Here is a 19,330-nt window from a genome sequence, read left to right on the forward strand (position 1 = left end):
TTCTCGATGCCCTGCGAGAAGTACTTGCGGGCGAACTCGCTCTGATACTCGTACTTGGCTGGATTCATGGCTTGCAACGCCCGGCGGGCGACCTCGCTCAAGGAACTGAGGATGAGATCAAGATACAACTGGCTCCGGTCGTCGTCGAGGCTTTCGCTGGCCGATTGCGCGACGAACGCGATTCGTACGGCTTTGTCCGTATCGGCGTCGTGGCCATGCGCCATCGAGGACAGCACGGCGAGTTCCGGATCGGCCAGCGCCTGATCGCTGTCCGTGATTTCGGGAATACCGGAGGGGTGCAGCACCTGCGGCGTAAAGACGTTTCCTGCTCCCAGTTCGATCGGCTTGCCGGCCCAGCGCGCTACGGACTCGTTCGTCGTGACGACGAGCAGGCAGACGGGGCATCTCAGGCGCGCACGCAGGTTGGTCACGTAAACTGGCCAGGCGAAGCGCTTGCGTTCATCGCGCGAGAGTTGGGCTTCGACGATGACGCCGAGTACCGAGGTGTCGTTCAGTAACAGTACGACCAGATCGGCGCGATATTCCGCGGGTTCGATTTCCGTGAGATCGGTCGATTCAATGCGTGCTTGAGTGTAGGGAGGCAGATCGACCTGCAGCGCGTCGCGCAGCAACTCTGGCGCCAGCCCGGGACGATTGCGGAACAGCAGCAGAAGCGCTTCGTGCAGATAGGAGGGCATGCGCGAAGGGTAGAGCGCCTGCTCGTGCGCGGGTGTTGAATAACTGGGCGAATCGCGCAGATTTGTCGTTATGCGGTCGATGAGACGTGGATCGTAGTCGCAGCGGAAACGCATGGACGCGAACACTCTCTGGTCTTGCTCTCGGAGCGCAAGTGTTCATGCCGGGTCTGAGCGCGTGCTGCGATCCGGGAAATGGCGAGGAGCGCTATCTCACGCGTGTATGTTCCGCAGGCTCGCGGGGCGTTTGTACTGGGCAGGTCCGGCGACATGTCACCCGGCTGGATTTCAGTTCGACTCCATTGCTTCCTGCAGTGTCTGCGCAGTCAGCAGGCGTTCGCCGATGGCATCGAGTTCATCGATGGAAGCGCCGGAGATGCGATTGCGTACGTCGTCGGTGAGCGGGCCGAAGCGCTTCGAGAGCAGCCGGGTGATGAGATCGACACGACCCTCTGCTCGTCCTTCCGCGATTCCCTGTTCCTTCCAGTTCTTCGTCCAGTCTTTGACGCGTTCGGAGAGCATGTTGTCGATCTCCTGCAGGTCGGTCAGTTCGTCGAAGCTCATACCCGGCATCCGCGAGCGCAACAGAACCCTATTGATCCACACGGCGAAGTGTCGGCGCAGTTGCAGTTGTTCCGGCGCGACCAATCAGTCGATCAGCCGGCCCAGCACCCGCCGCAAGTCCTCGGGACTGCAGCTGTTCTCCAGTCCGAACACGCTGGCCACCAGGTTGCGCGTGTCCGGCAGCGGATCGTCCGCGTAGCGGCTCTCTTCCAGCAGCAGGTAGCGCAGCGCCGGACGGAACACTTCCAGGCCGCCCGGTACGGTGTCGATCAGCTCCGCCATCTCGGTGGAGGCGCGCCAGGGACGTTCGCCGTTGTACAGCACCAGGGGCAGCACGGGTGGCAGCTTGCCCTCCGCGGTCAGTTGCCCGGCCTTGAGCAAATCCTGATACAGCAGGCCGAGATAGGTCATGACCCGCAATGCCATAAACGCATCCGGCGTGGATTGGAACTCCAGCAGCAAATAGACATAGAGCCAGCGATCACCATTGGTCCAGCGTACTCGCCACACCAGGTCGTTCTCGCGTTCGCGCAGATCGGCAGTCACGTAGTGGCCGTTGACGCGTTCGAGGCTGGCGAAATCCAATTGTTCGACCCATGACTGGCGGACATAGCCGCGCAGCAGGTCGGCGATCATCTCGGGATGGCTGAACAGCAGCTTGTAGCTGGGATCGTGGGTATTGCCAGATGAGGACATGCGGGCATCCTTGCCGGGAGTGCGTGTCCAGTCACTATGAAGTACCGGCGGATATACGGGTCGGTGAATATCCACACGAGATGTACAGAAATCCGAGTCGGTGTACTTGCGTCGTTGTCTTGGCCGATCGTTGAGGAATGACACGATATTCGTGTATATTTTTTTTCAGCCTCATACATCCCGCGCGCCCGTGAAAAACATCACGATCACTCTCGACGAAAAGACCGCCAACTGGGTGCGCATCTATGCTGCCCGGCAGGGGAAGAGCGTGTCTCGCCTGCTGGGCGAGTTATTGCAGGAGCGCCTGCGCGAAGTACGCGACTACAACGAGGCGATGCGACGCCATCTTTCAAGGAAGCCGTTCGAGTTCGATTGGGCGGACGATCGCAAACCTGCACGCGATGAGTTGTATGACCGCGCCGGTCTTCGTTGATACGAATATCTTCGTCTACGCCCAGCAGGCGAATGAACAGACAAAGCAGCCACTTGCCAAGGAGTGGCTCGAACGACTATGGCGTGATCATCTCGGTCGCACCAGCATGCAGGTGCTGAACGAGTGCTACGTAACCTATACGTGAAAGATCAAGCCTGTCTTGTCGTCATCGGAAGCCTGGGACGAGATCCGGGATCTGCTGACCTGGAATCCGCAGCCGACGGATATGGACTTGCTCGTGCGTGCGCATGATGTCGAGGTGCGATACCGGCTGAGCTGGTGGGACAGCCTCATCGTAGCCGCCGCGCAGTTGCAGGATTGCTCGCTGCTGCTGACGGAGGACCTGCAGGATCGCGCGATGTACGGGAGCGTCACTGTCCGCAATCCGTTCGGCCTCGGTGTTTCAGAGGCTATGACAACCTATGCGACGGCACGGCGTGCAAGTCGCGGGCATCCGCGCCGTGGTCGGCCTCGCCGTGAGCGAACTGTGTAATGCGGTCCGGACATGACTCAAGCATGACCGTCGCGGATTTTCTCGACATCACTCCCACCGCTGCGGATCCGCAAACACCAGCCTGAAACTCGCACCTCCGCCGGGTCGTGCCTCATACGCCAGCACGGCGCGATTGCACTGCGCCAGTTCGCGGGCGATGAACAGACCAAGCCCCGTGCCGCCTTTGCCGCCGGTGAAGAACGGTTCGAAGATGCGCTCCGCGTCCGGCGCAGAGATGCCTGGGCCGCGATCCAGGACTTCGAGGTAGGGGCGTTCGGACAGGGCGATGCGCCCGGTCTGGATTTCCACGATGCCCTGACCCTGCGAATCGCGGCCGTATTTCAGCGCGTTCTCGCACAGGTTCCACATGAGCTGGTGCAGGTGCGTGGGATCGACGCGGACTTCCAGATCCTGAACGGCAGGATCGAAGCGCAGAGCATCCTCGCCGATCTGCGAGGTCTGTCGGAATTCCGTCAGGAACTCGCGCATCCAGCCGTTCAGTTCGATGCGCTCCTGGCGCGTGGTGTCTCGGCGCGAAAGCTGCAACACGTTGTCGATGATGGTGCTGACGCGCTCGCCGTTGTTGGTGATGATGGTCGTGAGCCGCTTTTCCTGCGCGCTCAGCGACGGGGCTTCCGCCAGCAGTTGTGCTGCATGGCTCATGGCGCCGACGGGATTGCGGATCTCGTGCGCGATGCTGGCGCTGAGCCGGCCGAGGGCGGCGAGTTTCGACTGCTGCACGCGCTCGGCGATCAGCGTCATGTCTTCGAGGAAGATCAGCGTCGGGCCCTTGCTTTCGCGATCGAGCGAAACGAAGTGCGGCTGCACGATGCTGCCGCCGTCCGCGGTCACGACCGACAGCGAACTCATCTGCCAGTCATAGGAGTGCGCGCGCCAGGTGCCGAGCAGGTAGAGCAGGCGCGGCGAGACTTCGCCGAGCGGCGTGCCGCGACTCACGGGGCCGCGCTTCAGCAGTTGCGATGCGGATTCGTTGATGAGCCGGATGCTGTCGTTCTCGTCGACGACCAGGATGCTTTCGCGTAGATGCTGGACGATGAACTGATTCAGTTCGGCCAGATTGGCGGCGTCGACCTCGCGTAGCCGCACGCGTTCTTCGCTTTCGCGCAAGCTGCGGCTGAGCGGGCCGATGCCCAGCGTCAGGATGAAGATGAGTGCGCCGACGATGCCGGCCGCGGTGAAATCGCCGGCGTCCGCCGGGCCGCCCATCAGGGTCATGAATCCCTGCTGGACCAGCAGGCTGAGTGCCGCCAGCGCCGCCAGCATGAATGCGAGACGTTGTCCGAGGATGAAACTGGCTGCGCCGATCGGCAGCACCAGGATCGCGCCCAGGCCGCTGCTCATGCCGCCGCTGGAATAGGTGAGCAGTGCGATGGCGATGACGTCGACGCCGCCGCCGATGACGCTCTGGATGTCGATGCCCGGCGTGCGTCGACGGATGCCTGGAATCGAGCCGATCGCGAACAGGAAGTAGGCGAGCGCGGTACCGATGAAAATGCCCGGCCGGACCTGGCCCACCGGGCTCGGCGAGAGCGTGACGAACAGAATCGCGAGCAGCGGCGGCACCAGCAGCCGGAACACGTTGACCAGCGTCAGGACGCGCCACGCCAGGATCGAGGACGCACTTGCTGCAAGCGGGTCGGAGGGCTTCATTGCAGCAAAATTAGCATGGGAGGATCGGATTGCACGGGGCCTCGACGGCAGACATGCACTCCAGACTTCCGGGCATGGCAGCCAGCTTCTGCCCGCCTTTGCATCACCGGCGAATTCCTCCAGAATACGCGGCCTTTCCCGCTGGCCCACACGAGACTTCCTTCCGATGAATTTGCACGAGTACCAGTCGAAGCAGCTGTTCGCGCGCTATGGAATTCCAGTCCCGAACGGGCTGGTGGCGTCCACCGGAGCGGAGGCTGCGGACGCGGCTCGCAAGATCGGCGGCTCCAAGTGGGTGGTGAAGGCCCAGGTTCATGCAGGTGGTCGCGGCAAGGCCGGTGGCGTGAAGCTGGTGGATTCGCCGGAAGCGGCGGCACAAGCTGCCGAAGGCATGTTCGGCAAGACGCTGGTCACGCACCAGACTGGACCAGAGGGTCTGCCGATCCATCAGGTCTTCGTCGAGGAAGGCTCGAAGATCGTCAAGGAGCTGTACCTCAGCCTCGTGTTGAATCGCGACAAAGGTCACATTGCGTTCATCGCCTCCGCCGCCGGCGGCATGGACATCGAAGAAGTCGCTGCACACACGCCGGAAAAGATCATCCGCGTGAACGTGCATCCGGCGACCGGCCTGCAGCCCTCGCAGTGTCGCGTTCTCGGCTTCGGTCTGGGGCTCGAAGGCAAGCAGATCGATGAGTTCTCGAAGATTGCGCAGGCGCTGTACAAGCTCTACCTCGAAGAGGATTGCGCCCTGGTCGAAGTGAATCCGCTGATCGTCAACGCCGACGGCAAGCTCGTCGCGCTCGATGCCAAGATCAACATAGAAGACAACGCGCTGTTCCGTCACAAGGAAATCGCCAAATGGCGCGATGACAGCCAGGAAGACGCGATGGAACGCGCTGCTGCCGAGCACGAGCTCAACTACGTTTCGCTGGATGGCGACATCGCCTGCATGGTGAATGGCGCGGGCCTCGCCATGGCGACGATGGATCTCATCCAGCTGCACGGCGGTTCGCCGGCGAACTTCCTGGACGTCGGCGGCGGCGCGACGCGCGAGCGCGTCACGGTGGCGTTCAAGCTGATTCTCTCGAACAAGAACGTGCGCGCCATCCTGGTGAACATTTTCGGCGGCATCGTCCGCTGCGACATGATCGCCGAAGGCATCATTCACGCCGTGAAGGATGTCGGTGTCGAAGTGCCGGTCGTGGTTCGCATCGAAGGCACGAATGCCGAACTCGGCCGCAAGATCCTCGCGGACAGCGGCCTGGCGATCACGGCGGCCGCCGATCTCACCGATGCGGCGAAGAAAGTCGTCGCGGCGGCGAAGAAGTGATCCAGCGGGTTTCCGCCCCCTCCCTGTCCCTCTTCCGCTTCGCGGAGGAGGGGACGCGTTTTTCTGGCCAGCAGCCAGTTGCCAGTAACCAGTAGGTTTCCCATGTCCATCCTGATCAACAAGAACACCCGCGTCATCTGCCAGGGCTTCACCGGCAAGCAGGGTACGTTTCACTCGGAACAGTGCATCGCGTACGGCACCAAGCTCGTCGGCGGTGTGACGCCGGGTCGCGGCGGCGAAAAGCATCTGAATCTGCCTGTCTTCAACACCGTGCGCGATGCGGTGAAGGACACGGGCGCGACGGTCAGCATGATCTACGTGCCGGCGCCGTATGCCGCGGATGCGATCATCGAAGCCGCCGATGCCGGCATCGAACTCATCGTCTGCATCACCGAAGGCATTCCGGTGAACGACATGGTGAAGGTGAAGGCCTCGCTCGCCAGCTACGGCAGCCTGCTGGTCGGCCCGAACTGCCCTGGCGTCATCACGCCGGGCGAATGCAAGATCGGCATCATGCCGGGCTTCATCCACAAGCCGGGCAAGATCGGCATCGTGTCGCGCTCGGGTACGCTCACGTACGAAGCCGTGTTCCAGACCACCAACGCCGGCCTCGGTCAGAGCACCTGCGTCGGCATCGGCGGCGACCCGGTGCGCGGCATGAACTTCATCGACGTGCTGGCGAAGTTCGAACAAGACCCCAAGACCGAAGGCATCATCATGGTCGGCGAGATCGGCGGCGCCGACGAAGAGGCGGCGGCTGATTTCATTCGCGAGAACGTCACCAAGCCGGTCGTTGCCTACATCGCCGGCGTGACCGCGCCTGCGGGCAAGCGCATGGGTCACGCGGGCGCAATCGTGTCGGGCGGCAAGGGCACGGCGGCCGACAAGTTCGCTGCGCTCGAGCGTGCGGGCGTACGCACGGTGAAGAGCCCCGCGGATCTGGGCAAGGCGATCGTCGAGCAGATGAAGAAGGGCGGGAAGAAGAAGGGCGCAGCGAAGTCGAAGGCAGTGCCTGCGCCGAAGAAGGCAGCTCCGGCCAAAAAGCCAGCAGTCAAGCAGTCCGCGCCGAAGAAGCCTGTGAAGAAGGCACCGGTGAAGAAGGCTGCCAAGAAGAAGGTCAAGAAAGCGGCGAAGAAGAAGTAGGGCGGATTCGAGACGCCCCACCCTAACCCTCCCCCGCTGCGCGGAGGAAGGGACCGGAAAGGGCCGATGAGAGTTTTATTGCGGGCTCTGCTCTGATCCCCTCCTCCGCGTAGCGGGGAAGGGTTAGGGTGGGGGCAGCGGAGCAAAGGAATGCGCGACAAGCTGGCACAGGAACGTGCACGAGTCCTGCGTCGAGATCCCACCGACGCCGAACGTCATCTCTGGTATTTCCTGCGGCGCCATCACATCGCCGATGTGAGGTTCAGGCGGCAGTTTCCCATTGGCCCGTACATCGTCGACTTCGTCTGCCTGGACGCGCGCCTGGTCGTCGAACTGGACGGAAGCCAGCACCAGTCTTCCATTGCCTATGACGCGCAACGGTCTCGCTTCCTGAAATCTCAGGGATACCGCGTGCTGCGCTTCTGGGACAACGATGTGCTGCAGCGGACGGAATCGGTGCTGCAGGTGATCTGGGAGGCGGTGGTGGTGGCGGCGAAGAGGCCCCCACCCTAACCCTCCCCCGCTTCGCGGAGGAGGGGACCAGACAAAGAGCCCGCCTCCCGTTCCGATCCCCTCCTCCGCGAAGCGGGGGAGGGTTAGGGTGGGGGTCTTCTCCTCAGCCCACACAGCGCGGCGTTATTCCGCAATAATCCGGCCTCCCTTCCAGTCCCTCACGCTCCCGATGCCCACCCCCACCCTCCGAATCGCCCTGGCGCAGCTGAACCTGTTCGTGGGGGATGTAAGCGGCAACACGCAGCACGTTCTCGACGCCGCCGCGCGCGCGCGCGACGAACTGCACGCCGACCTGGTGCTGATGCCGGAGCTGAGCCTTTCCGGGTATCCGCCCGAGGATCTGCTGTTCCACACCGGACTGCGGCGCCAGGTCGAAACCGCGCTTGCGCGCGTGCGTGAGGAAACCCGCGGCATCACCGCGATGGTCGGCTATCCGGAATATGCCGACGGCGGGATCTACAACGCCGCCGCGGTCGTGCGCGACGGCCGACTGCTCGCCAGCTACCGCAAGCAGGAATTGCCCAACTACAAGGTCTTCGACGAGAAGCGCTACTTCAGGGATGGCAAGGAAACGAAGATCGTCGAGCTCAACGGCATCCGCATCGCGCTGCTGATCTGCGAGGACATCTGGGAGCCGGCGCCCGCCATCGCGGCGCACGCGGCGGGCGCGCAGCTCATCGTCGTCATCAACGGCTCGCCGTATTCACTCGGCTACCAGGAACGCCGCGAGACCGTGGTGCGCGAGCGCGTGCGCGACACCGGCCTGCCGGTCGTCTATGTGAACCTGCTCGGCGGCCAGGATGAACTGGTGTTCGACGGCGGTTCCTTCGTCATGAATGCCGCCGGCGAAGTCGTGCAGCGGGTCGCGCCCTTCGTTCAGAGCATCACGCCGGTCGACATCGATCTGACCGATGGCAAGGCGGTGCCGCGTCCGGCGCACATCGAACCGCTGCTGAGCGAAGAGGCCAGCGTCTACGGGGCGCTGGTGCTGGGCGTGCACGACTACGTGGAGAAACACCGTTTCCCGGGCGTCGTGCTGGGACTGTCCGGCGGCGTCGATTCCGCGCTGACGCTCGCCATCGCGGTCGATGCGCTCGGCGCCGATCGCGTGCATGTCGTGATGATGCCTTCGCGTTACACCTCGCAGATGAGCCTCGACGACGCAGCATTGCAGGCACGTACGCTCGGCGTTCGCTACGACGTCATCTCGATCGAGGGCATGTTCGAATCCACGCTCGGCGCGCTCAGGGAAGTGTTCGCCGGCCGCGAGCCAGACACGACGGAAGAAAACATCCAGGCCCGCATCCGCGGCGTGCTGCTGATGGCGATCTCGAACAAGACCGGCCGCATGCTGGTGACGACGGGCAACAAGAGCGAAATGGCCGTCGGCTACGCCACGCTCTACGGCGACATGAACGGCGGCTTCGCCCCGATCAAGGACTGCAGCAAGATGCTGGTGTATCGCCTCGCGAACTATCGCAACGGCATTGCACCTGCCGGCACGAAAGTGATTCCGCAGCGGGTGATCGATCGCCCGCCGTCAGCCGAACTGCGCCCCGATCAGAAGGATTCCGATTCGCTGCCGCCCTACGAAATCCTCGACGCCATCCTCGAACTTTTCATCGAGGACGATCTGTCCGTCGACGAAATCACCGCCCGCGGCTTCGACCGCGCCACGGTCGGCCGGGTGCTCGAGATGGTGAAGCGGAATGAATACAAGAGAAGGCAGGCGCCGCCGGGGGTGAGGATCAGTGACCGGGCGTTCGGGAGGGATTGGAGGTATCCGATTACGAGTGGGTATCGGACGAGATAGCAGTGAGCCGCGAGCGGTGAGCTGCTAGCCAGAAATTGAGCTTGAGACCTTAGCTTCTCACCAGAACTTCCACCAACTCTTCTTCCCCACCTTCCCCACCGTATCCGGCGACACCCCGGCAAAGTTCTCCTGAATCACCTTGTCCGTCTGCGCCGCCAGATCCGTCATGCCGAGCCGCTTGTAGCTTTCCGACATGATCATCAGGGCGTGCTGCATCTGCGGCGCGCCGTCGTAGTTTTCCACGGTGTATTTGCAGCGGTTGATGGCGCCGACGTAGGCGCCGCGCTTGAGGTAGTAGTCCGCGACGTAGACTTCGTAGGCGGCCAGGCGATTGCGCAGGAAGATCATGCGCTGGCGCGAATCGGCGGCGTACTGGCTGTTGGGATAGCGCTGCACGAGGGTCTGGAAGGACTGGAACGACTTGCGTGCATCGATCGGCGGACGCTGCGAGAGATCGGCGTTGAACCAGCGTTCGAGGAAATTCGGGTTGCGCTCGAACTGGGCGAGGCCCTTGATGTAGTACGCGTAGTCGACGCGCGGATGGGCGGGATTCTCGCGGATGAACTGGTCGGCCTGGTCGATGGCGGACTCGGGCTCGGCGTTGCGGTAGTACGCGTACATCAGGTCGAGCTGGCCCTGCTTGGCCTGGTTGCTGAAGGGGAAGCGGGCTTCGAGCGCTTCGTAATAGGCGATGGAGTCGCGGTAGTTGCCGTTGTCGGACGCCCTCTTGGCGGACTCGTACAGCTTGTCGGCGCTGCCGATGATGTCCTTGTTCTTGTTGCCGCAGCCGCCGAGTGCGAGCAGCGCGGTCGTGGCCAGGACCAGCAGGGGCGTGCGAAACTTGTTCAGCATTTTTGAAGCGATCCGACGGTAATCCGGCCGAAGAGGCGCGGGAGTATACGGGAGACCGGGCTTCCCATTCGTCTCCCGCCAGCCACTCAAGTTCCACATGACCCAGCCTATCCGCCATTCCCTGACGATTCCGCACGACCACATGGGGCAAAGGCTGGACCAGGTGCTGGCCGAACTGCTGTCCGACTATTCCCGAACCCGCATCAAGGACTGGATCGAGTCCGGTCAGATCCTGGTCAACGGGGCGAAGCTGCGGCCCAGGGACAAGGTGCTGGGCGGCGAGCAGATCGAGGTCGAAGCGACCCTGCCCGAGGCGGTCGAGGTGGCGCCCGAATCGATCGATCTGGACGTCGTACACAAGGACAAGCACGTCCTGGTGATCAACAAGCCGGCAGGGCTGGTCGTGCATCCCGGTGCCGGCAACTCGGCCGGCACGCTGCAGAACGCGCTGCTGCACTTCGACCCGGATCTCGTCCACCTGCCGCGCGGCGGCATCGTCCACCGGATCGACAAGGACACCAGCGGCCTGCTGGTCATCGCACGCACGCTGGAGGCGCATACGGCGCTGGTGCGGGCGATCGAGGCCCACGAGGTCCAGCGCGAATACGAGGCCATCTGCGTCGGCGTGATGACGGCGGGCGGCACGGTCGACGCCCCGATCGGCCGGCATCCCGTGGACCGGCTCAAGCAGGCCATCCGCGAGGACGGGCGCGAGTCGATCACCCACTACCGCGTGCTGCATCGCTACCGCGGGCATACCCATCTCCGGCTGAACCTGGAAACCGGACGCACGCATCAGATCCGCGTGCACATGGCGCACATCCGCTATCCGCTGGTCGGGGACAAGACCTACGGCGGACGGCTGTTGCTGCCCAAGGGGGCGTCGCCGGCGCTGGTCGAGGCGCTGCGGGAGTTCGGCCGGCAGGCCCTGCATGCGGCACGGCTGGAGTTCGAGCATCCGGTGTCGGGCAAGCCGGTCGAGGTGGTTGCGTCGCTGCCGAAGGACATGCAGCGGCTGCTGAAGGTGCTGGCGAAGGATGCGGCGGACCCCCCCGCCCCGGCCCTCCCCCGCAAGCGGGGGAGGGGGCGATGAGTCGTAGGCTCGGTCTTTCTTCCCTGTGGGGCCGGCTTCAGCCGGCCTGACGAAGTGTCAGGCTAAAGCCTGACCTACATGAAGAGTCATGACCGACCCCCAATACCTCCCCCCCGACTGGCCTGCCCCTCCCAGCGTTCGTTCCGCCGTCACCCTCCGTGCCGGAGGCGTCAGCACCGGCGATTACGCCAGTTTCAATCTCGCCACCCATGTCGGCGACGATCCCGTAGCCGTGGCCGAAAACCGCAGGCGTTTGCGCGAATCGCTGCAGCTTCCCGCCGAACCTGCCTGGCTCACCCAGGTGCATGGCGTGAACGTCGTCGCAGCCCGGTCGCAGGATGTCCCGCCGACTGCCGATGCCTCCGTGGCGAAAGCCCCGGGCCAGGTCTGCGTCGTCATGACCGCCGACTGCCTGCCCGTGCTGTTCTGCGACCGCGCCGGCACTCGCGTCGGCGCCGCGCACGCCGGCTGGCGAGGTCTGGTCGGCGGCGTACTGGAACAGACGATCGGGGCGCTTGAAACCCCGCCGCAGAACCTGCTGGCCTGGCTCGGCCCCGCCATCGAACAGGATGCCTTCGAGGTCGGCAGCGAAGTCCGCGACCAGTTCATGGCCCGGGATGCCGGCAATGCTGCAGCTTTCGTGGCGAACGCCCGCGGGCGCTGGCAGGCCGATCTCTACGAACTCGCCCGCCGCGAACTGACCCGGCTGGGCGTTCGCAGCATCTACGGCGGCGGCTTCAACGTCTTTGCCGACGACGAACGATTCTTCTCCTACCGCCGCCAGCCGAAGACGGGACGCATGGCGACACTGGTGTGGCTCGTGTAGGCCAATCCTTCTGTAGGTCAGGCTTCAGCCTGACACTTCCGAAGCCGGCTAAAGCCGGCCCCACAGCAAGAAACAGAGCCACCGGAAAAGAGGCTCTTGACGCCCATGCTAGTCTGACCCGACACCAAGAATCCGTTCCCGGCGCTGGCCAGTCGCCAGCCGCCAGTCGCCAACAGCCTTCTCCCCATGCCCCTTCTCGCCTGGATCATTCTCTTCACCGCGCTCGGCGGTGCGCTGAGCGCCATCGCTGCATCGGTGTTCCTGCTGACGCCGAATTCAGCGCGCGTGCGCGTGCTGCCGCATCTGGTGAGCTTTGCCACCGGCGCCTTGCTCGGCGCGGCGCTGCTGGGACTGTTGCCCCACGCCATCGAGGGCGTGGGTATCGGGCAGATCCACAACATCGGACTCGCGCTGCTGGTCGGCCTGCTGATCTTCTTCGTGCTCGAGAAGCTGGTGCTATGGCGGCATTGCCATGCCGAAGTCTGCGAAGGTCACGTGCCCGTGCATCCGGGGCATCACGGTCACGACCACGATCACGGCAAGGCGCGCGACGCCGCCTCGGCCTCGCTGATCCTCATCGGCGACGGTTTCCACAACGTGCTCGACGGCGTGCTGATCGCCGCGGCCTTCATGACCGACATTCATCTTGGCATCGTCACCGCCATCGCCGTGATGACCCACGAGATCCCGCAGGAAGTGGGTGACCTCGCCATCCTGCTGCACGGAGGCATGTCGCGGCTCAAGGCGTTCACCCTCAACACGCTCACCAGCGTGACGTCCGTCATCGGCGGCATCGCCGCCTATTTCTTCCTCGGCGAATCGCGCGAAGTGCTGCCCTATGCCCTCGCCATCGCCGCCTCCAGCTTCCTCTACATCGCCGTCGCCGATCTCATTCCAGGCCTGCACCGCCGCGTCGATCCGGGATCGGGCGCGAAGCAGTTCGTGTGCATCGTGCTGGGGGTGGCGGTGATTTATGTGAGTCACAGCCTCGCGCATTAGCGAGCGGCCGACTGGCAGCTGGCTGCTGGCGACTGGCCAGAGCACGAGAGGAATCGACATTTCCCCCTGAACTCCCGTTGATTTCCCCGATGGATTTCCCCACATCCGTCGGTAGTTTCGTTCTGGCCAGCAGCCAGTCGCCAGCAGCCCGGAGTTCCTACCAGATGCGCATGGACAAACTCACCAGCAAATTCCAGCTCGCCCTCGCGGACGCGCAGTCGCTCGCGGTCGGGCGCGATCATCAGTACATCGAGCCCGCCCACGTCATGACGGCCCTGCTCGACCAGCAGGGTGGGTCCGTGCGGCACTTGCTGGACAAGGCCGGCACCAACGTCAACCTGCTGCGCTCGCATCTCGGGCAGATGCTGGATCGCCTGCCGAAGGTGGAAGGCACCGGCGGCGAGGTGCACATCTCCAACGAACTGAACAAGGTTCTCAACGTCACCGACAAGCTCGCGCAGAAGCGCGGCGATCAATACATCTCCAGCGAGCTGTTCGTGCTCGCGGCGCTGGAAGACAAGGGCCAGCTCGGCAACCTGCTCAAGGATTGCGGCGCCGTGAAGGGCGCGATCGAGAAGGCCATCGATGAAGTGCGCGGCGGCGAGAAAGTCGACGATCCGAATGCCGAGGAAAATCGCCAGGCGCTCGAAAAATTCACGGTCGATCTGACGGAGCGCGCCGAGCAGGGCAAGCTCGACCCCGTCATCGGTCGCGACGAGGAAATCCGTCGCGCCATCCAGGTGCTGCAGCGTCGCACCAAGAACAATCCCGTGCTGATCGGCGAACCCGGCGTCGGCAAGACCGCCATCGTCGAAGGCCTCGCGCAGCGCATCGTCAACGGCGAAGTGCCGGAAGGCCTGCGCGCCAAGCGCATCCTCGCGCTCGACATGGGCGCGCTGATCGCGGGCGCGAAGTATCGCGGCGAATTCGAAGAGCGCCTCAAGGGCGTGCTCAACGATCTCGCCAAGCAGGAAGGCCAGGTCATCCTGTTCATCGACGAGCTGCACACCATGGTCGGCGCCGGCAAGGCCGACGGCGCGATGGACGCGGGCAACATGCTCAAGCCCGCACTCGCCCGCGGCGAACTGCATTGTGTCGGCGCGACCACGCTCGACGAGTACCGCAAGTACATCGAGAAGGACGCCGCGCTCGAACGCCGCTTCCAGAAAGTGTTCGTGGGCGAACCCTCGGTCGAAGACACGATCGCGATCCTGCGCGGTCTCAAGGAACGCTACGAGGTCCATCACGGCGTCGACATCACCGACCCGGCGATCGTCGCCGCAGCGACGCTGTCGAATCGCTACATCACGGACCGGCAGCTGCCGGACAAGGCCATCGATCTCATCGACGAGGCCGCCTCGCGCATCCGCATGGAAATCGATTCCAAGCCAGAGTCGATGGATCGGCTCGAACGCCGCATCATCCAGTTGAAGATCGAGCGCGAAGCGCTGAAGAAAGAAAGCGACGAAGCGTCGCGCAAGCGGCTCGGCCTGCTCGACGACCAGCTCAAGTCGCTGGAAAAGGAATACGCCGATCTCGAAGAAATCTGGAAAGCCGAGAAAGCCTCGGTGCAGAACTCCGCACAGATCAAGGAGGAACTGGAGCGCGCGCGCCTCGAACTCGAAACCGCGCGTCGCGCGCAGGATCTCGGCCGCATGTCCGAACTCCAGTACGGAAAGATTCCCGAACTGGAACGTCGTCTGGCGCAGGCTACTGAAGCCGAACAGCAGCCGCAGCAGAACAAGCTTCTGCGCAACAAGGTGACGGACGAGGAAGTTGCCGAAGTCGTGTCCAAGTGGACCGGCATTCCCATCTCCAAGATGCTCGAAGGCGAGAAGGAAAAACTGCTGCGCATGGAAGAGGCGCTCGGCAAGCGCGTCGTCGGCCAGGCGGAAGCGGTCAAGGCCGTGTCCGATGCGATCCGTCGTTCGCGCGCGGGCCTGTCAGATCCGAATCGTCCCAACGGTTCGTTCCTGTTCCTCGGCCCCACCGGCGTCGGCAAGACCGAGCTGTGCAAGGCGCTCGCGGAATTCCTCTTCGACACCGAAGACGCGATGGTCCGCATCGACATGTCCGAGTTCATGGAAAAGCATTCGGTGGCGCGACTGATCGGCGCTCCGCCGGGCTACGTCGGCTACGAAGAGGGTGGTTACCTGACGGAGGCCGTGCGCCGCCGTCCGTACTCCGTGCTGTTGCTCGATGAGGTCGAGAAGGCGCATCCGGATGTCTTCAATGTATTGCTGCAGGTGCTCGACGACGGTCGCCTGACCGATGGCCAGGGCCGCACGGTCGACTTCCGCAACACCGTGATCATCATGACCTCGAACCTGGGTTCGCATGTGATCCAGGAACTGTCGGGCGAGGCGAACTACGCGAAGATGAAGTCCGCGGTGATGGAAATCGTCGGCCAGCATTTCCGTCCCGAATTCATCAACCGCGTCGACGACATCGTCGTGTTCCATCCGCTGGGCAGGGATCAGCTGCGCTCGATCGTCGACATCCAGCTCGGCTACCTGCGCAAGCGTCTCGCCGATCGCGATATCGAGCTGAACCTCGACACGAAGGCGATGGACCTGCTGGGTGAAGCCGGCTTCGATCCGGTGTACGGCGCGCGACCGCTGAAGCGTGCGATCCAGCAGCAGGTGGAGAACCCGCTGGCGCAGCGCATCCTCAAGGGCGAGTTCGGGCCGGGCAGCAAGGTGAAGGTCGGCGTGACCGATGGTGCGCTGACGTTCACCCGCGGCTGAGGTTGGAAGAAAAAACTGTGGGGCCGGCATCAGCCGGCCTCTGACTGTAGGTCAGGCTTCAGCCTGACTCTTAAGGCCGGCTGAAGCCGGCCCCACAGGATCCCTCTCTCTTGAACTCGTCCGCCTTCCCCCTATGATGCCGCTCGGTCCGTCCGGCCCCCGAGCAACGAAAACATGCCCTTCTACGAATACGAGTGCAGCCACTGCAAGTTCTATGTCGAGACCCTGCAGAAGATCAGCGATGCGCCGCTGAAGAAATGCCCGAGCTGCGGCAGGCAGACGCTCAAGAAGCTGATATCGGCGCCCGTGTTTCGCCTGAAGGGCGAGGGCTGGTACGAGACCGACTTCAAGTCCGACAAGGAAAACAAGCGCAACCTGGTCGGCGAGGACAAGGAGCCGGAAACCAAGGCGGATGACGCCAGGAAGCCGGACTCGAAGACCGAGGCCAAGACGGAGTCCAAGGCCGAGTCGAAGCCTGCGGCCAAGAAGCCGGCGGCGAAGGCCAAGCCCGTGTCGAAGCCGAAGGCCAAGGCCAGGCCCGCGAAGAAGAAGTCGAAGCGCTGAAGCTTTTCTTCCTCTCCCGCCAGCGGGGGAGGGGACCGGAACCGTTCCTTGCGCCTCCCCATGCCGCTTCCGTAACATCGCGCGCTCGCGATCGGGGCTACAGGTGCTGCCCCGCTGCGAAAGTCCACTTAGCGCCATACCCCTTTGAAGGGCCTCCGGTTTTTCTCTGGCCAGCAGCCAGTCGCCAGTCGCCCTCCTGGTCCCGAATCCCATGCGTTCCCACTACTGCGGTCAGGTCAACGAATCCCTCATCGGTCAGGACGTCAGCGTCGCCGGCTGGGTCCATCGCCGACGCGATCATGGCGGCGTCATCTTCGTCGACCTGCGCGACCGCGAAGGTCTGCTGCAGATCGTCTTCGATCCGGACCGCAAGGATGTCTTCACCCACGCCGAGCGCCTGCGCAGCGAGTTCTGCATCCGCATCACCGGCAAGGTGCGTGCGCGTCCGTCCGGCACGGTGAACTCGAACCTCGCCTCGGGCCAGGTCGAACTGCTGGCGAACGAACTGGAAATCCTCAATCGTTCGGAGACGCCGCCGTTCCATCACGACGAAGCGACCAACGAAGAGCTGCGCCTCAAGTACCGCTACCTCGACCTGCGTCGCGACGTGATGCAGCAGCGCCTGCGCCTGCGCCACAAGGTGACGCGCGCGATGCGCACGTTCCTCGACGAGAACGGCTTCATCGACGTCGAAACGCCGATGCTCACCAAGGCGACGCCGGAAGGTGCACGCGACTATCTCGTGCCGAGCCGCACGCACGCCGGGCATTTCTTCGCGCTGCCGCAGTCGCCGCAGCTGTTCAAGCAGCTGCTGATGATGTCGGGCTTCGATCGCTACTATCAGATCGTCAAGTGCTTCCGCGACGAAGACCTGCGCGCGGATCGCCAGCCCGAATTCACCCAGCTCGATATCGAGACTTCGTTCATGAACGAAGCCGAGATCACTGCGCTGATGGAGAAACTGGCGCGCTACCTCTTCAAGACGGCGATCGATGTCGATCTGCCCGATCCGTTCCCGCGCATCACGTTCGAAGAAGCGATGCGCCGCTACGGCTCCGACAAGCCCGACCTGCGCATCGACCTGGAACTCGTCGACGTCGCCGACCTGGTGAAGGACTGCGAATTCAAGGTATTCGCTGGTCCCGCATCGAGCGCCGACGGCCGCGTTGCCGCGCTGCGCGTGCCTGCCGGCGGCACGAAGATGACGCGCAAGGAAATCGACGACTGCACGACCTTCGTCGCCCGCTACGGCGCGAAGGGCCTCGCGTACGTGAAGGTCAACGAGAAGGCGAAGGGTCGCGACGGCCTGCAATCGCCCATCCTCAAGTTCCTGAGCGATGCCGCGATCAACGGCATTCTCGAACGTACCGGTGCCGTCGACGGCGACATCATTTTCTTCGGCGCCGACAAGGCCAAGGTCGTGAACGATTCGCTCGGCGCGCTGCGCCTGAAGATCGGCAACGATCTCGGCCTGGTCGCCACCGGCTGGCGTCCGCTGTGGGTCGTGAACTTCCCGATGTTCGAATGGGATGCCGACGAGAAGCGCTGGGCCGCCATGCATCACCCGTTCACCGCGCCGCGCGATCCCGATCCGGCCGTGCTGCGCGCCGATCCGGCGAACGCCGTGAGCCAGGGCTACGACATGGTGCTGAACGGTTCGGAGATCGGCGGCGGCTCGGTGCGTATCCACCGCGGCGAAATGCAGTCGGCCGTGTTCGACCTGCTCGGCATCGGCGCAGAAGAACAGGTGCGCAAATTCGGCTTCCTGCTCGATGCGCTCAAGTACGGCACCCCGCCGCACGGCGGCATCGCCTTCGGCCTCGATCGTCTCGTCATGCTGATGGCCGGCGCCGAGAGCATCCGCGACGTGATCGCGTTCCCGAAGACGCAGACGGCCGCGGATCTCATGACGGACGCGCCGACGACGGTCAGCGAACAGCAGCTCAAGGAGTTGCATATCCGCGTGAAGTTGCCGGTGAAGGCGGAATGATGACGGAAAGGCTACAGGCTACAGGCTGCAGGCGACAGGCCAGCAGATTCCGATCATGTCTTCTTCTGGCGTGTCGCCCGTAGCCCTAGCCTGTAGCCGCCAGCGATGTCCTCATCGCTCATCATCCTCGTCCACGGCCTCTGGATGTCCGGCTTCGAACTGGGCGTTCTCAAACATCGGCTCGAAGCGGACGGACGGTTTCGCGCCGTGCCGTTTTCCTATCCTTCCCTGCGCGGCTCGATGGCCGATCACGTCAGAAGCCTCATCGATTTCGCGCGGACACAGAAGGCCGACGAACTGCACTTCGTCGGCCACAGTCTCGGCGGACTCGTGGTGCTGAAGGCATTGCAGGTGACGGACGATCTGCCGCCCGGCCGCGCGGTGCTGATGGGCACGCCGCTGCAGGGGTCGAAGGCGGCGCAAGGCGTCGCGCGGATGGTGCCGTTCGGCAAGGCGATACTCGGTCACGCGGTGAACGAGGAAATCGTCGAGTGTCAGCCGCGCGAATGGTCGGGACGCCGCGAAATCGGCGTGATTGCGGGTTCGATGGGCATGGGGCTCGGACGCCTGTTCGCCCAGCTGCAGGCCGATCACGATGGCACCGTGCTGGTCGAGGAGACGCGCCTGCCGGGATCGAAAGATCACGTCGTGCTGTCGACGTCGCATACGGGAATGCTGTTTTCGGCGGAAGTGGCGCGGCAGGCGGAGCGCTTCCTGCTCGATGGGCAGTTCGACAAATCGAGTTGAGGTTGAATGACGCGTCCCTTCCTCCGCGCAGCGGGGGAAGGACAGGATGGGGGTGCTTCGAACTGCCCCCACCCCAGCCCTCCCCCGCTGCGCGGAGGAGGGGGCAGACCAGATTACTTCGCCAACTCCCTCAGCCGATACAGCGCCTCCAGCGCCGCCCG

At 63.7% G+C, this 19,330-nt stretch carries 16 protein-coding genes and 2 pseudogenes; 14 read left to right on the forward strand and 4 right to left on the reverse strand.

Annotated features, from left to right (window positions below):
• Both V7D81_RS19575 and V7D81_RS23325 read right to left on the reverse strand, forming a co-directional pair.
• A partial coding sequence (locus V7D81_RS19575; protein WP_324319430.1) for a hypothetical protein occupies positions 1-812 on the reverse strand: 812 nt, incomplete at its 3' end.
• A gap of 171 nt (positions 813-983) precedes the next feature.
• Positions 984-1,955 (reverse strand): annotated as a pseudogene (locus tag V7D81_RS23325) (Rpn family recombination-promoting nuclease/putative transposase).
• Positions 1,956-2,145: 190 nt separating this feature from the next.
• Here V7D81_RS23325 and V7D81_RS19590 point away from each other — a divergent pair.
• The 3 genes from V7D81_RS19590 to V7D81_RS19600 are packed head-to-tail and all read left to right on the forward strand — an operon-like array spanning position 2,146 to position 2,881.
• The gene (locus V7D81_RS19590) at positions 2,146-2,388 is read left to right on the forward strand and encodes a hypothetical protein (RefSeq protein WP_324319436.1); all 243 of its coding nucleotides are present in this window, start codon (positions 2,146-2,148) and stop codon (positions 2,386-2,388) included.
• Positions 2,366-2,533, forward strand: coding sequence for a hypothetical protein (locus tag V7D81_RS19595; RefSeq protein WP_324319438.1), 168 nt, complete (start codon positions 2,366-2,368; stop codon positions 2,531-2,533). Before V7D81_RS19590 ends, V7D81_RS19595 begins: the two co-directional genes overlap by 23 nt.
• 15 nt (positions 2,534-2,548) lie before the next feature.
• Entirely contained in the window at positions 2,549-2,881 is a 333-nt protein-coding gene (locus V7D81_RS19600; RefSeq protein WP_324319440.1) for a PIN domain-containing protein, read from the forward strand.
• 48 nt (positions 2,882-2,929) lie between these two features.
• Here the strand turns inward: V7D81_RS19600 and V7D81_RS19605 are convergent, their stop codons facing one another.
• The gene (locus tag V7D81_RS19605) at positions 2,930-4,552 is read right to left on the reverse strand and encodes a sensor histidine kinase (RefSeq protein WP_324319442.1); all 1,623 of its coding nucleotides are present in this window, start codon (positions 4,550-4,552) and stop codon (positions 2,930-2,932) included.
• A gap of 166 nt (positions 4,553-4,718) precedes the next feature.
• On the opposite strand from V7D81_RS19605, the gene sucC reads away from it, so the two are divergent.
• The 4 genes and pseudogenes from sucC (at position 4,719) to V7D81_RS19625 (ending at position 9,351) form a co-directional block, all read left to right on the forward strand.
• Positions 4,719-5,882 carry an ADP-forming succinate--CoA ligase subunit beta gene (sucC, locus tag V7D81_RS19610; RefSeq protein ID WP_324319444.1) on the forward strand — a complete coding sequence of 388 codons (1,164 nt, stop codon included), beginning with the start codon at positions 4,719-4,721 and terminating at the stop codon, positions 5,880-5,882.
• Positions 5,883-5,984: 102 nt separating this feature from the next.
• A pseudogene (sucD, locus tag V7D81_RS19615) lies at positions 5,985-6,842 on the forward strand (succinate--CoA ligase subunit alpha); the annotation flags it as partial.
• A gap of 333 nt (positions 6,843-7,175) precedes the next feature.
• Complete coding sequence (locus V7D81_RS19620; protein ID WP_324319446.1) at positions 7,176-7,538, forward strand: endonuclease domain-containing protein; 363 nt, start codon at positions 7,176-7,178, stop codon at positions 7,536-7,538.
• Between the two features lie 169 nt (positions 7,539-7,707).
• On the forward strand, positions 7,708-9,351 hold the full coding sequence (locus tag V7D81_RS19625) for an NAD+ synthase (RefSeq protein WP_324319449.1): 1,644 nt from the start codon (positions 7,708-7,710) through the stop codon (positions 9,349-9,351).
• 57 nt (positions 9,352-9,408) lie between these two features.
• Here the strand turns inward: V7D81_RS19625 and V7D81_RS19630 are convergent, their stop codons facing one another.
• Positions 9,409-10,203, reverse strand: coding sequence for an outer membrane protein assembly factor BamD (locus tag V7D81_RS19630; RefSeq protein ID WP_324319450.1), 795 nt, complete (start codon positions 10,201-10,203; stop codon positions 9,409-9,411).
• A gap of 97 nt (positions 10,204-10,300) precedes the next feature.
• Here V7D81_RS19630 and rluD point away from each other — a divergent pair, with 97 nt between their 5' ends.
• From rluD to V7D81_RS19665, 7 genes are all read left to right on the forward strand, one after another.
• The gene (gene rluD, locus V7D81_RS19635; protein ID WP_324319452.1) at positions 10,301-11,296 is read left to right on the forward strand and encodes a 23S rRNA pseudouridine(1911/1915/1917) synthase RluD; all 996 of its coding nucleotides are present in this window, start codon (positions 10,301-10,303) and stop codon (positions 11,294-11,296) included.
• 88 nt (positions 11,297-11,384) lie between these two features.
• Positions 11,385-12,122 carry a peptidoglycan editing factor PgeF gene (gene pgeF, locus V7D81_RS19640; RefSeq protein WP_324319454.1) on the forward strand — a complete coding sequence of 246 codons (738 nt, stop codon included), beginning with the start codon at positions 11,385-11,387 and terminating at the stop codon, positions 12,120-12,122.
• Between the two features lie 186 nt (positions 12,123-12,308).
• Positions 12,309-13,121, forward strand: a complete 813-nt coding sequence (locus tag V7D81_RS19645) for a ZIP family metal transporter (RefSeq protein WP_324319456.1) — start codon at positions 12,309-12,311, stop codon at positions 13,119-13,121.
• A 164-nt stretch (positions 13,122-13,285) separates the two neighbouring features.
• Complete coding sequence (clpB, locus tag V7D81_RS19650; RefSeq protein ID WP_324319458.1) at positions 13,286-15,868, forward strand: ATP-dependent chaperone ClpB; 2,583 nt, start codon at positions 13,286-13,288, stop codon at positions 15,866-15,868.
• Between the two features lie 174 nt (positions 15,869-16,042).
• Complete coding sequence (locus V7D81_RS19655; protein WP_324319460.1) at positions 16,043-16,432, forward strand: FmdB family zinc ribbon protein; 390 nt, start codon at positions 16,043-16,045, stop codon at positions 16,430-16,432.
• A 211-nt stretch (positions 16,433-16,643) separates the two neighbouring features.
• On the forward strand, positions 16,644-18,422 hold the full coding sequence (aspS, locus tag V7D81_RS19660) for an aspartate--tRNA ligase (protein ID WP_324319462.1): 1,779 nt from the start codon (positions 16,644-16,646) through the stop codon (positions 18,420-18,422).
• Between the two features lie 105 nt (positions 18,423-18,527).
• Complete coding sequence (locus V7D81_RS19665) at positions 18,528-19,169, forward strand: alpha/beta fold hydrolase (protein WP_324319464.1); 642 nt, start codon at positions 18,528-18,530, stop codon at positions 19,167-19,169.
• Positions 19,170-19,330: the final 161 nt, after the last annotated feature.

The sequence above is a fragment of the Povalibacter sp. genome (genome assembly GCF_036735925.1).
Classification (GTDB): Bacteria; Pseudomonadota; Gammaproteobacteria; order Steroidobacterales; family Steroidobacteraceae; genus Steroidobacter.

Coding starts and splice junctions, on each gene's coding strand:
- V7D81_RS19665 (WP_324319464.1), top strand. CDS start 18,528: ATGTCCTCATCGCTCATCATCCTCGTCCACGGCCTCTGGATGTCCGGC.
- V7D81_RS19645 (WP_324319456.1), top strand. CDS start 12,309: ATGCCCCTTCTCGCCTGGATCATTCTCTTCACCGCGCTCGGCGGTGCG.
- clpB (WP_324319458.1), top strand. CDS start 13,286: ATGCGCATGGACAAACTCACCAGCAAATTCCAGCTCGCCCTCGCGGAC.
- aspS (WP_324319462.1), top strand. CDS start 16,644: ATGCGTTCCCACTACTGCGGTCAGGTCAACGAATCCCTCATCGGTCAG.
- V7D81_RS19595 (WP_324319438.1), top strand. CDS start 2,366: ATGACCGCGCCGGTCTTCGTTGATACGAATATCTTCGTCTACGCCCAG.
- pgeF (WP_324319454.1), top strand. CDS start 11,385: ATGACCGACCCCCAATACCTCCCCCCCGACTGGCCTGCCCCTCCCAGC.
- V7D81_RS19655 (WP_324319460.1), top strand. CDS start 16,043: ATGCCCTTCTACGAATACGAGTGCAGCCACTGCAAGTTCTATGTCGAG.
- V7D81_RS19630 (WP_324319450.1), bottom strand. CDS start 10,203: ATGCTGAACAAGTTTCGCACGCCCCTGCTGGTCCTGGCCACGACCGCG.
- V7D81_RS19605 (WP_324319442.1), bottom strand. CDS start 4,552: ATGAAGCCCTCCGACCCGCTTGCAGCAAGTGCGTCCTCGATCCTGGCG.
- V7D81_RS19620 (WP_324319446.1), top strand. CDS start 7,176: ATGCGCGACAAGCTGGCACAGGAACGTGCACGAGTCCTGCGTCGAGAT.
- sucC (WP_324319444.1), top strand. CDS start 4,719: ATGAATTTGCACGAGTACCAGTCGAAGCAGCTGTTCGCGCGCTATGGA.
- rluD (WP_324319452.1), top strand. CDS start 10,301: ATGACCCAGCCTATCCGCCATTCCCTGACGATTCCGCACGACCACATG.
- V7D81_RS19625 (WP_324319449.1), top strand. CDS start 7,708: ATGCCCACCCCCACCCTCCGAATCGCCCTGGCGCAGCTGAACCTGTTC.